This is a genomic window from Rudanella lutea DSM 19387, from assembly GCF_000383955.1.
GTDB lineage: Bacteria > Bacteroidota > Bacteroidia > Cytophagales > Spirosomataceae > Rudanella > Rudanella lutea.
This window is the reverse complement of the sequence record NZ_KB913013.1, coordinates 4,040,284-4,055,546: the sequence shown is the minus strand read 5'-3', so window position 1 is coordinate 4,055,546 and position 15,263 is coordinate 4,040,284. Positions and strand designations below refer to the sequence as shown.

The 15,263-nt window shown below is 46.7% G+C and carries 17 protein-coding genes; all 17 read right to left on the bottom strand.

Annotation, left to right across the window (positions count from 1 at the left end):
• Nucleotides 1-116 precede the first annotated feature (116 nt).
• Nucleotides 117-1,160, bottom strand: a complete 1,044-nt coding sequence (locus RUDLU_RS0116805; RefSeq protein ID WP_019989573.1) for an outer membrane beta-barrel protein — start codon at nt 1,158-1,160, stop codon at nt 117-119.
• Complete coding sequence (locus RUDLU_RS0116800) at nt 1,157-2,011, bottom strand: hypothetical protein (RefSeq protein WP_157580244.1); 855 nt, start codon at nt 2,009-2,011, stop codon at nt 1,157-1,159. Before RUDLU_RS0116800 ends, RUDLU_RS0116805 begins: the two co-directional genes overlap by 4 nt.
• The gene (locus tag RUDLU_RS0116795) at nt 1,977-2,567 is read right to left on the bottom strand and encodes an RNA polymerase sigma factor (protein WP_019989571.1); all 591 of its coding nucleotides are present in this window, start codon (nt 2,565-2,567) and stop codon (nt 1,977-1,979) included. The genes RUDLU_RS0116800 and RUDLU_RS0116795 overlap by 35 nt, the downstream gene beginning before the upstream one ends.
• 86 nt (nt 2,568-2,653) lie before the next feature.
• Entirely contained in the window at nt 2,654-2,923 is a 270-nt protein-coding gene (locus tag RUDLU_RS0116790) for a DUF983 domain-containing protein (RefSeq protein ID WP_245581678.1), read from the bottom strand.
• 358 nt (nt 2,924-3,281) lie between these two features.
• On the bottom strand, nt 3,282-3,824 hold the full coding sequence (locus RUDLU_RS0116785) for a DUF420 domain-containing protein (RefSeq protein WP_019989569.1): 543 nt from the start codon (nt 3,822-3,824) through the stop codon (nt 3,282-3,284).
• A gap of 9 nt (nt 3,825-3,833) precedes the next feature.
• Nucleotides 3,834-4,544 carry an SCO family protein gene (locus RUDLU_RS0116780; protein WP_019989568.1) on the bottom strand — a complete coding sequence of 237 codons (711 nt, stop codon included), beginning with the start codon at nt 4,542-4,544 and terminating at the stop codon, nt 3,834-3,836.
• A 1-nt stretch (nt 4,545) separates the two neighbouring features.
• Nucleotides 4,546-4,872 carry a cytochrome C oxidase subunit IV family protein gene (locus tag RUDLU_RS0116775; RefSeq protein WP_019989567.1) on the bottom strand — a complete coding sequence of 109 codons (327 nt, stop codon included), beginning with the start codon at nt 4,870-4,872 and terminating at the stop codon, nt 4,546-4,548.
• An 18-nt stretch (nt 4,873-4,890) separates the two neighbouring features.
• Nucleotides 4,891-5,670 (bottom strand): cytochrome c oxidase subunit 3, encoded by a 780-nt coding sequence (locus RUDLU_RS0116770; protein WP_019989566.1) that lies wholly within the window; start codon nt 5,668-5,670, stop codon nt 4,891-4,893.
• A 35-nt stretch (nt 5,671-5,705) separates the two neighbouring features.
• Nucleotides 5,706-6,299 carry a cytochrome c oxidase subunit 3 gene (locus RUDLU_RS0116765; protein ID WP_019989565.1) on the bottom strand — a complete coding sequence of 198 codons (594 nt, stop codon included), beginning with the start codon at nt 6,297-6,299 and terminating at the stop codon, nt 5,706-5,708.
• A 1-nt stretch (nt 6,300) separates the two neighbouring features.
• Nucleotides 6,301-7,200 (bottom strand): heme o synthase, encoded by a 900-nt coding sequence (gene cyoE, locus RUDLU_RS0116760; protein ID WP_019989564.1) that lies wholly within the window; start codon nt 7,198-7,200, stop codon nt 6,301-6,303.
• Entirely contained in the window at nt 7,197-8,222 is a 1,026-nt protein-coding gene (locus RUDLU_RS0116755; protein ID WP_019989563.1) for a COX15/CtaA family protein, read from the bottom strand. Before RUDLU_RS0116755 ends, cyoE begins: the two co-directional genes overlap by 4 nt.
• Complete coding sequence (locus RUDLU_RS0116750) at nt 8,197-10,080, bottom strand: cytochrome c oxidase subunit I (RefSeq protein WP_019989562.1); 1,884 nt, start codon at nt 10,078-10,080, stop codon at nt 8,197-8,199. Before RUDLU_RS0116750 ends, RUDLU_RS0116755 begins: the two co-directional genes overlap by 26 nt.
• A gap of 25 nt (nt 10,081-10,105) precedes the next feature.
• Nucleotides 10,106-11,224: a cytochrome c oxidase subunit II gene (locus RUDLU_RS0116745; protein ID WP_019989561.1), complete on the bottom strand. Its 1,119-nt coding sequence runs from the start codon at nt 11,222-11,224 to the stop codon at nt 10,106-10,108.
• Nucleotides 11,225-11,239: 15 nt separating this feature from the next.
• Nucleotides 11,240-12,544 (bottom strand): hypothetical protein, encoded by a 1,305-nt coding sequence (locus RUDLU_RS0116740; RefSeq protein WP_019989560.1) that lies wholly within the window; start codon nt 12,542-12,544, stop codon nt 11,240-11,242.
• Between the two features lie 108 nt (nt 12,545-12,652).
• Nucleotides 12,653-13,258, bottom strand: a complete 606-nt coding sequence (locus RUDLU_RS0116735) for a c-type cytochrome (RefSeq protein ID WP_027303145.1) — start codon at nt 13,256-13,258, stop codon at nt 12,653-12,655.
• Between the two features lie 14 nt (nt 13,259-13,272).
• A complete protein-coding gene (locus RUDLU_RS0116730) occupies nt 13,273-13,809 on the bottom strand; it encodes a DUF3341 domain-containing protein (RefSeq protein ID WP_019989558.1) in 537 nt (178 codons plus the stop codon).
• A gap of 21 nt (nt 13,810-13,830) precedes the next feature.
• Complete coding sequence (gene nrfD / locus RUDLU_RS0116725; RefSeq protein WP_019989557.1) at nt 13,831-15,258, bottom strand: NrfD/PsrC family molybdoenzyme membrane anchor subunit; 1,428 nt, start codon at nt 15,256-15,258, stop codon at nt 13,831-13,833.
• Nucleotides 15,259-15,263 lie beyond the last annotated feature (5 nt).

Below are 15,263 nucleotides of genomic sequence, written 5' to 3'. Positions count from 1 at the left end.
AATTAGTGCTTTTATCCCTTTTGTCAATACGTACACCAAAAATTATTTAGTCAATAAATAAAAGGCCACCTCTGCAACGAATGAGAGGTTGGCCTTTTAAAATGATTCTCTGCTACTTACAGTGAAATCCCAAAACTTAATGCTCTTGCCTGGGGGCCTTTTTCCGTCTGAAAAAGTGGGGTGAGGTCATACTTTACAAACAAGTTCGTTTTCAAAATACCTAAATGAGCCATTAGTCCGTAGCGTAAATCATTCAGAAAAAAACGATCATGGTCTCTGTCTTTGTCTCTGCGACCATATTTGATCATACTATAACTATCAACTCGATACCCTGCGTAGGCCCCAGCGCCAAAGTGAAACACCTTGCGGCCGTCCTGATTGTAAACCGATAAACGGGGTACTACCGGTAGTTGCAGATTGCAAACTGTAAGCTTGGTTTTATCAATAGGCTCCTGAATATTGGCAAACTCTACCCGACTTTGCCCTCTGACGGGGGTAACCGGGTTGTCAAACATGAAGTTGTTCCAGTTAATTTCCAAAGCATAATGAATACTCAGACGAGCTCTTTTCCCCTTAATTAAAGTCGGACGCTGCCCAAAACTGATGCCAACAAACCGTGAACCAATTGGCCGGAGTTCATAAAGAGCTGGATCGTACAATCCTGTCTCTGCAGGAATAATCAGTGTATTGAGGCCAACCAGAATATCGGTTTTGACACGCCAGTCGCCAGTATCGCTCCGTTTCTTGCGTAGCCGGTCTATCTTGTACTCTTTGTCAACTTGATTTGAGTCAGAGGCCGTCTTACCATCCCGTCGTACGATGATTCGAATACCACCCTCTTCACCTTGCTTTCCGTCTTTGCCGCGGGTAATCACGATGACTGTGTCCCGAAGGTACCGATCGCCATCTTTCCCTTCAATCCGAATGGATGTTTGTCCATTAGGAACAGAGTCAAGCTTCATTCCCATTTCCCGGACAATCTTATTCAGATCATAACTGGACAGATTTTTTATTGCCTCCCGATTTGGACCGTAGATAACTATCCTGGTTTGGTTCGCAAATTGTACGATCAACGAGTCGGCCGTGTGACGGGCTATCGTATTTATAGCTGTCAGACTCATCAGCAGCCCAGTTAGGATAAGTCCATTAAGTCGTTTCATTGTTTTTGGGATTTACTGTGGTTGTCTTTATTTCGTGCTGTTCGAACGAGTCGGTCAAGAAGCCCGCTTTCGTCGTCATACTCTATATCAGGATTAACTCTGGCTATTCCTTCTCCATTTTTTAACCGCCGAATTTGCTGGAACATACGGCCGATCTTTCGACTTCCCATCCCCTGCCCCGAGCTCGTTTCGACAACAGGTTCATCGGTTAGGGAAGCGCTGGAAACAGGTTCAGCTACACTCACAATAAGTGTCCGCTCGGTTTCAAGTGTTTTTGTACGCAAAGGCTGGGTGCTTTCATTTTGATTACTGTTAGCCAATCGTTCATCTTTTTCGCCTGTTTGGAGCATTCGCCCTTCCTCAACTATCGGCGCTGGTTTTTCAACTACAGCCAGGGTTTGTGTTGCTGGCTGATCGGATCTCACCATTGCCGGTTTGGGCGCTGTTACATTCTGTAACTTGCTTATGGTTGCTTCGGCTCGTCGTACTGGCGGCTCGTTCTTAGCGACAGCTTCGAACTGAGGTAAAGTAACAGAGCTACCTCCCTTATCATCCAATACTTCTACTGGTTTAGGTTGGGCCGACTTTACCTTACTGGCTAATTGCAAATCGGGCTGTTTGTCAGTACCCAACCGGGTAAGCAGGAGAACGATCAGTACACAAGCAGCTGCGGCCGACCAATACCAGAGCGGACCCATCCGGTTTACTTTCGTTTTTTCAGCAGGCCGCTGCTCGCCCTGCATTTTAGCTTGCAGACGATTCCAACCATCAGCGCTGGGTGTAACCGTAGCATTTTCAAGCTTGCGCCTGAAAAAGTCATCCAACGGTTGATCTGCTTTTGATTTGTCCATAGTTTTCTTTCTCAAGTTTTGCCAGACTAGCCTGTAACCAGGCACGCGCCCGGCTCAACTGTGATTTTGATGTTCCTTCACTAATGCTTAACTCCTGTGCGATCTCCTGATGCGAATATCCTTCGATGGCATAAAGGTTGAAAATGGTCCTGTACCCCTCGGGCAGTTGACCAACCAATCGGAGTAAATCGTCCGTTTTTAGTGCCTGATCAGCCCACTCATAATCGGGTTCCTCTGCTACTTCGTCCAATGAAATTGCCTGACGCCAAGCTTTCGTTCGCCTTAAGTACATGAGCGATTCAGTGACCATGATACGGCGCAGCCATCCTTCAAAACTCCCCTCCTCCCTGAACTGCCCAATACGCTCGTAAGCGCGCATAAACCCGTCGATCATGACTTCCTCTGCATCGCTCCTGTTGGCAATGTACCGTGTGCAGACCGCCATCATTTTTCCAGCATACCGCTCGTAAACGGCTTTCTGAGCACGACTTTCGTTTTGCTGCAGTGCCTTCACTAATTGGGTTTCAGACTGGAAAAAAGGTATAATGCGGAGCATAAAAACTGCTTTATACTGGCAAGATGCACGAACAGAACATTAGGTTGCACGGCCTACAAAAAAAGTTTATGGCAAAAAAAAGGGGCTTATAGCCCCTTCTTGTACTTTATGCCGGCTACAAAGTGTAGCCACACTACCCTCGACATCCTAAAATTGACCGGTGCTATAAGCAGCATAGCTGGCGCTATTACACCCACGTATATCCATCCGTCTGGATCACCGAAAAAGTAAAACAGAATAAATCCCAGTACCAAAGCCAAACCACCAGAGAAAGCGTAGCTTACATACATAGCCCCAATAAAATAGCCCGGTTCGATTTCGTACCGTAATCCGCAATGCGGACAGTGTTCATACATATCGTCGAAGCCTGTCAGCGAATAGAACGGTTTACGAAAAATCTTACCCTTCCTACATTGAGGACATAGCCCGTTTAACACGGCTTGTGATTTCGAGACGTCGGACATATTCTTTCTTACTGTTCCGGTACCAAAAATAAGCGACCCCTGCTACAATTAAATAAGGCGCGGCCAGCAAGTAAACAATGCCGAAGTTCAGCTCAGATGCTACCACACTGCGACCATTGCTTACTGTACTTTCAACAGTGCTCCGGCACATAGCACACTGGGCAGCCACATCTGGCACTGCAACCACACACAGCAAGGCGATTACTAATGCCGTTTTAAACCAAACGTTCATGCTCAGACTTAGTTTGAATTAATGATTGTAGTAAGGTGCAATCAGAAAATAAACGATGACACCCGTGATACTAACATACAACCAGATCGGATAAGCCCATTTTACCACCGCCTTGTGCTGCGCAATTTGACCCGATATGGCATAATATACTGCTCTCAAAACAAACCAGACTACCACAATTGAGAGCACAATGTGCGACACCAGCAGGAAATAATATACCGGACGAATCCAGCCCTGACCACCAAACGGTGTTGACTCGTTGGTAAGGTGATACAATACATAACTTACCAGGAATACAGACCCCAATGTGAATGCACTCAGCATACTCACTCGATGCCCCGCAATGTTTTTCTGTTTGATGAAGTACAGACCAATAAGAAGCAATACCGAGGTGAGTGAATTGATTACGGCATTCAGGTGAGGTAAAAACGTTGTCCAGTCACCCAGATCAACTTTCTGCCGTATTCCTAATAAAACAGCAACAGCAACCGGAATCGCAATCGAAAGAATATTGATAATTCGATTTGCCTTCCTTTCTTCTACAATTTGGACAGTTTGCATAGTGGGTAGTTATTGTTTACTGTAGATATCCAGTAACACACGAATTTCAAGAATTAGCCGATCAACATCCTTCTTATCTGTTCCATCATAGAACCCCCGGATATGACCTGCTTTATCTACTAAAACTAACTTTTCACTATGGATAAAAGTTTCGTCGGGGCTGCCGTAGCTAACCCCATGATCAACAACAGGAAGGAAGTAGCCATGCTGAGCCAGATTATAAATCTGAGCCTTGTCACCTGTTAAAAAAAACCACTTCCCTGGAATGGCTCCATACCGCTTGGCATACGCTTTTAACTGCTCAGGCTTATCGTTTTCTGGGTCGACTGAAAATGATACAAAGGTGATTTCAGGTTTTTCACGAAAGACGTCCTGAACCCGGGTCAGTTCGCTTGAGATTTTAGGGCAAACGGTTCCACAACGAGTAAAAAAGAATGATGCTACGTGGATTTTTCCTTCAATAACAGAACTATCTGTTATGCCCCCGTCCTGGTTTACAAGTCGGAACCCCGGAACAACTCGAAATACCGTATCCTCAACCTCCTGACCAAAATCATTTATTTGTTTTTGAATCAGCGGCTCACCCGTAGTAGAGTCTATGACAGGAATGTACCGTCGCAAACCGTAATGGTTTTGGCCGAATCCCTTGAGCAGTATATATGCCAAGGCCGGGACCAGCAGAACAATCAGCAGGATCCCGGCCTTTTTATTTCGTTTCATGTTATCGAAGCTGGAAGATAGATCCGCCTTCCATTAACAACGCAATCAACAGCCAAACAACGAACATGCAAGGAAGCAAGATTGCCCAAATAAGACTTTTCACTTCATGCTTAAGGTGCATGAACTCAGCCACAATATAAAAGGCCTTCACTATGGTCAGCCCCACGAAAATGGCTGTCTTTAATGTGCCAGCACCAATGGTGAAGGCAATAATAAATTCCAACGTAGTTACGGCAGCCAGAATGTAGAAAACCTTCCAAATCGTTTTGGTTTGTGCAGGTGCTACTTCCGTACCGCTATGATCTGCATGATAATTATGATCGGACATTGTAGTAGAAGTCTTAAATTAAACGAGGTAGAAGAAGGTAAACACAAAGACCCACACCAGATCAACAAAGTGCCAATAGAGACCCACTTTCTCAACCATTTCGTAATGGCCACGACGCTGATACAGACCTGTTGCGGCCCGGTAAAAAATCAGGATGTTTAAGATAACACCACTAAATACGTGCGTGCCGTGGAAGCCCGTGATAAAGAAGAATAGATCGGCAAATGCCGGCGGACCGTACTGGTTTTCGGTCAGATTTGCGCCGAAAACAGTGCGGGTAACCCACTCACCACCTACCAACTCTTTAATCTGCATTCCCTGCTCAGTACCGTGAATAAAGTGTGACCACTCCCATGCCTGACAGCCGAGGAAAGCAAAGCCGCCGAGGATCGTCCAGAGCATGTATTTCTCTACATCCGCGCGATCCATACGGTGACCAGCTTCCACAGCAAGTACCATTGTCACACTACTAAAAATCAAAACGAAAGTCATCAAACCGACGAACACCAGCGGTGCATCCACACCGTGCAGGAACGGTACAGCGTTATACACTTTCTCTGGAATTGGCCAGTAAAGATTTGAGAATTGGAAAGCTCCGTGAATAGCCGGGTCGTAGGCTGGGAAGCTGAATCGGATCAAGCCGTACGTTACGAGAAGAGCCGAAAACGTGAAGGTATCCGAGATGAGGAAAAACCACATCATCAGCTTACCATAGCTCGCGTTCATTGGTTCGACACCACCCATCCAGGTTTTCTTGTCGAATGTCGTCGTTGACCCCGTTGTCACAGTCGTCGCCATGCGTGAGTTAAAGTTTGGCGCGTAAACGCCACAGATTAATGGAAATAGATTAAAAACGCGAACAAATATAACCAGAGAACGTCCAAGAAGTGCCAGTACGTAGCAGCAATCTCGATCTGGTCCAAACTTTTAGCATGAATGTGTAAACGAAAAGCAGCTCTCAGTGCAAATAAAAGGACTATTAGCCCTGATATTATGTGAAATGCATGCAAACCTGTGAACACATACATAAATGAGCCTGCCGGATTCCCCACAAAGAATACTTTCTGGTCGACCAACTGTACCCATCCTTGAAACTGCATGTATAAGAAAGCAATTCCGGCCACAAAAGTAATGCTTATCGCCAAACGCATTAGACTGAACTGGTCTTTTTTTGCAGCCCAGTACGCAAGATGCATGGTGATACTACTAAAAATTAGCACAGCAGTGCTGTACGAAAATACAGCCGGTATGGTGTATTCGAGCCAATTTCCTTCTGCCCGACGTACCAGATAGGCGCTCGTCATGGCAGCAAACAGCATAATAATGCTTACGATGAAAAGCCACATGATGAACTTTTTAGGGTTCATCGAAAGCGTCTCTTCTGGCTCTTCGATGGTATAGTCGATACTTTCCAACTCCTCTTTCATGTCACACTTTGTCTAAGACATAAGCAATTTGAACTACTGGCAAATACAAAAAGGAACCAAACATGAGTTGCAATGCACTACGGTCAGTCCCTAATTTGACCAGGCGGAAGTTTAGGTAGAGAAAAGCTAAACCAGCCACTATGCTTACCCAGGCCGAAACTGTTCCTGTGAAGCCAAACAGAGTTGGTAAAACACTCGTTGGCAACAAGACCAGCGTAAACATGAGTACAATTAGCGCTGTATTGTATGATTTGGCGTTGGCCAACGGTAGCAATCGAAAGCCAGCTTTGCGATAATCATCATCTAACACCCAGGCAATAGCCCAAAAGTGCGGAAACTGCCAGATGAACTGAACCCCAAACAGGACCATTGCTTCCAGATCAATTGTCCCCTTCGCGGCTACACAACCGATGAGTGGTGGTAGCCCTCCAGGAATTGCCCCTACAAATACAGCTATTGGGCCTACCCGCTTAAGCGGTGTGTAAGCAAAGCTGTATAGGAGGTACGAAACAAACGATATCGCAGCAGTTAGCGGATTAAACCAGAGTGCCTGAGTTAACAGACCCACAAACAATAGTACTCCAACAAAGTATAGAGCACTCCGTTTGCTTAATCGACCAGAGGGTAACGGTCTGGTACCTGTGCGGTTCATCAATCGATCTAACTCTATCTCCAGTATCTGATTAGTTGCATTAGCAGCACCAGTAATCATCAGGCCACTGATGCTAAACAACAGAATCATTCCTGCGTTGTAGCTCTCTTTAGTTGCCAGCATGTACCCCAGTGCACCCGACAAACCCACGATTACAGCCAAACGGAGCTTGAGTAACTCTACGTACGCCTTAATTTTGGTTCGCCAACGTAACCTAGTCGAATCTTTTCTTTCCTCTACCGTCATCATGCTGTGTGCACTACTTTCCCTTCCGATGGTACTACCTGCCCTGAAAACACAACTCCTTTATTCAATAACAAAATGAGGATGAATTGTATTCCCAAAGCGATGATTGCAATGGTTAAATGGATTGGTTGTGCAAAAGCCGGCATTCCAAAGTGAGACAGCGTAATGCCGGTCACAATCTGTGCCAATGTCAATCCCATCACCCATTTGCCCAAGGCAGACAATACACCTCCCTGCTGCTCTTTATAAAACCGCCAGTACCAGAGTAACTGCGTTAAAACCACTATCCACGAAAACGAACGGTGGATAATGAACTTAATGCCGAAGTAGTTAACCCATTGATCACGGTTGGCGTTACCCAGGCGCTCAGCAACGTAATCGACCTCTTCACGAACTTGCGTCCCTAACAGAATCTGCACGAGAAGAACAATCGAACTCAGGATAAGAAAACGGTTTACAAAAGATCTGCTGCGAATCGTATCCTTTGGAATTACTCCCGAATATGACCGAGCCGTAACATAAAGCAATACCCCTACAATCACTATGGCTACCAACATATGCAGGGTAATCATCCAGGGCGCTAACAAGCTCGAAACTACTTTTGAACCAAGCCATCCCTGAAAGCCAACCAGAATAAAGGCTGCAAAGCTGAGTACCGTGATGGTACGGTCTGTTTTAAGAAAGCGTAAGGAGGAAAGAAAGGTCAGGAAAATAAAGAACCCGGTCAGCACGCCTAAGAGTCGATTTACGTACTCAATCCACGTCTTGACCGGGTTAAAGACTGTATCGGCGTAACCCCGATGACTGTAGATTTCCTGATAGTTAGACGGAAGCTGAGAGACATCCGTCGGAGGGACCCACTGCCCGAAGCATTTAGGCCAATCAGGACAGCCCATCCCGGAGCCGGTTCCTCTGACGATACCACCTGCCAAAATAACGAGGTAGATAGTAACAACGGTCAGAAGAGCCAGTCTCCGGAACTGCCGTTCATTTTTTAACTTAATGGGGTTGCTTGAACTGATCATTTAAGTTCTGAGCCTCGATTTCCTTCTCCAAACCAATCAACTCATTCTCATGCGGAAGGTTTGACTCGGGAGTTTGTGAATAAGGCACGTTTTGCGGGATAAAGTCATCCTTCGCACCAGGCTTGCTGTAATCGTATGGCCAACGGTACACAGCAGGGATTTCGCCTGGCCAGTTACCATGACCTGGCTCAATTGGAGCAGTCCATTCCAGCGTGTTTGACTTCCATGGGTTCTGTGTGGCTTTCTTACCCCAGAACATGCTGTACACAAAGTTGTACAGGAACAAGAACTGAGAGCCAAAAGCGAAGATGGCAGCAATACTGATGAACGAGTTCATATCAGCAAAGATGTTCTTCGTGTAGTCGTAGCTAGTAAATGCGTAATAACGACGTGGGAAGCCTGCAATACCCGTGTAGTGCATTGGGAAGAACACGCAGTAGATACCGATAAAGGTCATCCAGAAGTGCACATAACCCAGTTTATCGTTCATCATCCGACCAAACATCTTGGGGAACCAGTGGTAAACCCCAGCCAACAGACCGAAAGCTGAAGATGCACCCATTACAAGGTGGAAGTGAGCAACAACGAAGTAGGTGTCGTGCAATTGGATATCCAGTGCTGAGTTACCGAGAATCAGACCCGTAACACCACCTGAAATAAAGAACGATACCAGACCGATTGAGAACAACATGGCCGGTGTAAACCGGATGTTACCCCGCCAAAGGGTCGTAATATAGTTAAACGCCTTTACAGCCGAAGGTACCGCGATAATCAGCGTAAGGAACATGAAGATCGATCCCAGGAACGGGTTCATACCTGTCACAAACATATGGTGTGCCCATACGATGAACGCCAGGAACGCAATACCCATCATTGAGGCAATCATAGCACGATAGCCGAAGATTGGCTTACGAGCATTTGTCGCGATGATTTCAGATGTAATACCCAAGGCAGGCAACATCACAATGTAGACTTCTGGGTGACCCAGGAACCAGAACAAGTGCTGGAACAGGATTGGGCTACCACCTACGTTCGGCAATGCCTCACCGTTGATGTAAATCTCTGACAGATAGAAGCTGGTACCAAACGACCGGTCGAAGATCAGCAACAAGGCAGCTGAAAGAAGTACTGGGAATGAGATCAGACCAAGTACAGCCGTCAGGAAAAATGCCCAGATTGTCAGGGGCAACTTGCTGAACGACATCCCGCGCGTACGCAGGTTGATAACCGTTGTGATGTAGTTGATACCACCCAGCAGCTGAGACACGATAAACAAGGCCATACTGCTCAGCCAAAGCGTCATACCGAGTTCTGAACCGATGTGCGCTTGTGGCAAAGCACTCAGAGGTGGATAAATAACCCAGCCACCTGCAGCAGGTCCTGTTTCTATAAACAGCGACGCAAACATGAGCAAACCGGCCAGGAAGAAGAACCAGTATGACAACATGTTGAGAAAGCCCGACGCCATGTCACGTGCCCCAACCTGAAGCGGAATCAGGAAGTTTGAGAACGTTCCGCTCAAACCGGCTGTCAATACAAAGAACACCATGATGGTTCCGTGCATTGTTACAAGAGCCAGGTAAAAGTTCGGATCGAGTTTATTTGATTCGTTAATCCAGCTTCCAAGAATAGGCTTCAGGAAGCTAAGATTCATGTCGGGAAAACCTAACTGAAGACGGAAGATAACTGACATGCTAATGCCAATGATCGCCCAAATAATACCTGTGATAAGGTATTGCTTCGCAATTGTCTTGTGATCTTCAGAAAAGACGTAAGTGCGTATAAAACTCTGCGGCTCGTGGTGCTCGTGCTCCGCAATGTGAGCCGTTGTCGCGAGGTTGGTTTCTACAGTCGCCATCTTTTATGTTCGTAATTGTCGTTTTTTAACGTAATGAAACACTGGCTGCTACACCGCCACCCTGCTCGGTTGAAGCTGTAGTACTGTCTGATGGTGCCGCAGCATCAGCAGGCAGGTACTTAGCAGCCTTAGCTTTGAGGTTGGCTGGAATACGCGACGCATATTCAGGAAACGAAGTCAACAGTGGCTTCTGTTCAGCACACCACTTCTTCCACGACTCTTCGTCTTCCACGATCAGACGAATACGCATTGAGAAGTGACCACGTCCACAAATTTCAGTACAGGCAATCTCGTACGTGAAGTCTTGGTTGTTCAGCTCATTCTTCATCTGCTCCGTAGTTTTGTCAGCTACGAACCAGAAACGAGTCGGCATACCTGGCACGGCGTCCATCTTAACACGCAAGTGAGGGATGAACACGCTGTGCAATACATCTCGAGCACGAATTTTCAATGCGATAGGCTTACCCACCGGGATGTGCAACTCCGTTGTCGACGTAAAGTCATCAAAAGCTTTCTCATCCGAGAAGTCGATTCCCGTGTCGTTATTGTTGTCGATAAGCTTGTAGTTGAAGTTGCCAAGCTTATTATCGTCAACACCCGGATACCGCACAATCCAGTTGAATTGCTTACCGACGATCTCAACTTCCTGAGCGTTAGCAGGTGCCTCCGACATGATGTCGCGCCATGCACGCCAGCCAGTAAACACCATAATTGCCATAACGATTGCCGGAATCACCGTCCAGATCAACTCTAACTTATGGTTCTCAGGATAGTAAGCAGCTTTGTAGCCCTTCTTAGCCTGATACATGTACGAGAAGATAAAAAGTACAGCGTTGGTAATCAGGAATGCCGCCGTAACGATTGCCATGCAGATCCAGAATAAAGAGTCGGTACGACGACCATGTGGAGATGCTGCTTCAGGCAAGAAGTACTGCGTAGAATGTAAGAACGACCAGGTAGCGGCAATAGTCCCCAAAACCAGGAAGACCAGAAACATGGCTCCGTTGATTTTGTTACTGTAGCCTGTGTAGGAATTTTCTTCTTCTGGGCCATTTACGCCACGCACGACGGCTGCCATACGGGACACCACCAATGCTGCAAGGGCCAGAAAGATTACAGCTAATAAGCCAACTATGTAGACCATACTAGTACGGGGATGTTAAATGTCGTGATGAATTGCTTCTTCAATCATCGGGTGATTCTTCGGATACAAATTCGCCTTGGCAAGCTGCGTCGATACAGACCACATAAAACCACAAGCGAAAATCAGAATCATACCAAACTCAATAGGGCCAAAACCACCATGTTCGCCAACGGTACCAGGCATAATGTTGGTGTAGAAATCAAAGTAGTGACCAACAATAATACCCCAGCAAGCGATCTTCATAAAGATGTTCGTCCGCTTTGCATCTCTTGTCATTAAAACCAAGAATGGAAAGACAAAGTTTAAGAACAAGTTGATAAAGAATGGAGCCTGATAGATACCACCATACCCGCTGAAACGCTCCCGATAATAGATGGTTTCTTCTGGTAAGTTGGCGTAGTAGATAAGCATGAATTGAGCAAACCAAACGTATGTCCAGAAGATACTGAACGCAAACATGAACTTGCCTAAGTCGTGCAGGTGATTCTCATTTACTGCCTGCAGATAACCACGCTCCTTGAGTGTTACAACCGTCAGTGTGATTACGGCCAGACCTGTTACGTGCCAGCTTGCAAGGGTGTACCAGCCAAACATAGTTGAGAACCAGTGCGTGTCAATCGACATCACAAAATCCCAGGCAGATGTAGAAGAAGTTACCGCAAACACTACAAGGAAAGCTGTAGCGAACTTGATGCTTTTCTCATAATACTCAGTACCTCCATTCAGGTCTTCCTGAAGAGAGAAGTTCCGTAGTACGCGCCACAAACCATACCAGGCAACGAAGTAAACTACAATTCGAATCACATAGAATGGCGTATTCAAAAAGCCACTCTTACCAGCAATGATTGGATCGTAATGTTCGCTGTTGGGATCGTAGAGATCATGGTGAGTCCAGTGGAACAGATCATGACCCGCAACGAAAAAGGTAATCAGCATTACAATACCTGTTACAGGCAGAAAAGCAGGCATGGCTTCAGGAATACGCTTGAAGACCGACGACCAGCCCGCCTGAGCCAGATAATTGTACGAAATAAAGAACATACCGATAACTGAAACGCCAGTAAAATAAACTGCATTCAGCCAAAGGTTGGCCCACAATCGAGTGGTCCACTTAAAACCATGTTCTCCTTCATGGCCAGCACTATGTCCCTGGCCTTGGACTACTTCGTGTGAGTGATCGCCAACACCCGATGCAAGCAGAAACGCTCCAATCGCGACGAGTACCACACCTGCGCCAATACCAATCATTAATCGGCGCTTCGACTCGCTCGTGAATTCGTACTCTTGCTCCAGCGATGGAATTGCGTGAACAGATGCCATTTTTAACCGTTTGAGAGTTTCAGGTTTCAGGTTTCAATCGTAGTGATAGAACATTCAGATTATCAAGACTCGGAAACCTGAAACACTATTGAAACTTGAAACAAAAATTTATCCTTGCTGTAGTTTATGAACGTACTGAACAATCTTCCAGCGTTCTTCAGGAGTCATTTGAGAGCCATGCGGCCACATACGACCCTTTCCGTGCGTAATTACATGGAAAATGTGGCCGTCATTCATGGTCTTGTAGGCATCTGCTGAATAACTCGGTACACCTTTGTATTGCTTACCAACCAGACCGTCACCTTTGCCACCTTCACCATGACAATGCTGGCAATAGCGGCCATATAGCAACTTACCTTCTTCCAGAGTTTTCTCGGTCTCTGGAATGGGGTTAGTCAGGGTACGTTCAGCAATGGCAATGCTGTCTTTGGGAATGTTGTAGATCATCAGATCTGCCGATGCACTATCACCTTCACCGAAACGGGTATGGTAGTTCGGACGAGCAATTGTTCCCTGAGCTGGCATTCGCATGTTCAAGCCCATTGGGTTAACCGTATTCGAGTCAATTTGCCTGTACGGCTCATACCCAACCGGGTAATACATATTGGGAGCGAATTCCGACCCAGTGTCGTTATGACCCTTCGAGCATGAAGTGCTAAGAATCGCAACGCCCAGGAAGGTAAGAGACGCTAGTGTTAACTTCTTCAGTATCATTGTCGATCTTACCATTAAAACTGCTTAACGTTTACTTCGGCCGCTCCGGCGTCTTTCAGAATTTGCTCAATCCGTCCTTCCACAAGCTGATTTTTGCTCAGGTCGATGGCCATAGCAAACTTGTTATCCGTAGTCCGAAGATCGAACATTAGCGGCTTGACACTGGGTCCGAGGCCATTCGATACAAGGAACGTACCCACCATACCGAGTGCACAGAAAAGTACCGTTAGCTCGAAGATAACCGGAATATAAACTGGGAAGGAATAAGAATCCTTACCCCCTACGACCATCGGCCAGTCGAACTTCTCTGTGTATGCTGTCAGCGAAAGTGCTGTAAGCGTACCCGTCAAACCGAACAGGAAAGCCGCGATACCCAGGCGTGTGCGGGGGTGTCCCAGCGCCACATCAAGGCCGTGAATTGGAAATGGGGAATAAACTTCGTGAATACGAACCCCTGCTTGTTTTACTTCTTTGACAGCTTTCAGTACCACATCATCATCATCGAAGATGCCTACCAGAAACTTGCCGCCATTGCCGTGTATATCTGCCATTGTTTCGTGAGTCTCTAAGTTTTATTCTACGTCTTTGTTAAACGTAGGGTTAGCAACACGCTCGCCTTTAGCCACACCTGATACAGATTTAGGCAGTTTCTCTGATGAAGACTTAATAATCGTCTTTACCTCCGCCATGTTCACAACCGGCAGGAACTTAGAGAACAACAGGAACAACGTGAAGAACAAACCAAACGAGAAGATGTAATCGCTGATGTCGAACAGAGTTGGGTGAAACATGGCCCAGCTCGATGGCAGGTAGTCGCGGTGCAGTGAGGTTACGATAATCACGAAACGCTCAAACCACATACCAATATTCACAACAACCGACAACACGAACGTCCAGATTACCGAGCGACGAATAGTACGTGACCAGAACAGCTGCGGAGAAATTACGTTACAGGTCATCATGGCCCAGTAAGCCCACCAGTAGGGGCCAGTTGCCCGGTTGATAAACGCGTACGTTTCGAACTCTACGCCTGAATACCAGGCAATGAAGAATTCTGTCAAGTAAGCAATACCTACAATCGATCCGGTCAGTGTGATTACCTTATTCATCGATTCGATGTGCTCAACCGTGATGTAGTCTTCCAGGCGGAATACTACGCGGATGATCAACATCAGGTTTTGCACCATAGCAAATCCAGAGAAGATAGCACCAGCAACGAAGTAGGGCGGGAAAATAGTGGTGTGCCAGCCCGGAATCACCGACGTTGCAAAGTCGAATGATACGATGGTGTGTACAGACAATACGAGTGGTGTTGACAGACCAGCCAGAATCAAGCTCATGTACTCGTAACGAGCCCATGTTTTAGCCGAACCATTCCAACCCATCGACAGAGCACCGTAGATGTAGCGAGACACTTTGCTACGAGCCCTGTCGCGGATGGTAGCCAGGTCAGGAATCAGACCCATGTACCAGAACACCAACGATACCGTAAAATACGTACTGATGGCAAACACGTCCCATACGAGAGGTGACTTGAAGTTTACCCACAACGAGCCGAAGGTATTTGGCAGCGGCAATGCCCAGTAAGCCAGCCAGGGGCGGCCCATGTGCATTACGATAAAGCTTGCTGCACAGATAACGGCAAAAATCGTCATGGCTTCTGCTGCCCGGTTAACGGCGGTCCGCCACTTTTGGCGGAACAGCAGAAGAATGGCGGAGATCAGTGTACCGGCGTGACCGATACCTACCCACCATACGAAGTTGGTAATATCCCAGGCCCAACCGATAGTCTTGTTCAGGCCCCAAACGCCCAAACCTTCCCACCAAGTCCAGAATACACAAGCGGTTCCGTAGATCAATACTACAACCGAAATGGCAAAAGCAATCGTCCACTCGCGGGTGGGACGGCCTTCTACCTGTCTGCTCACGTCCTCCGTTACATCGGCATAGGTTTTCCCACCGGTAACAAGCGGAGTTCTTACGGACGAAGTGACATGCATGGTTT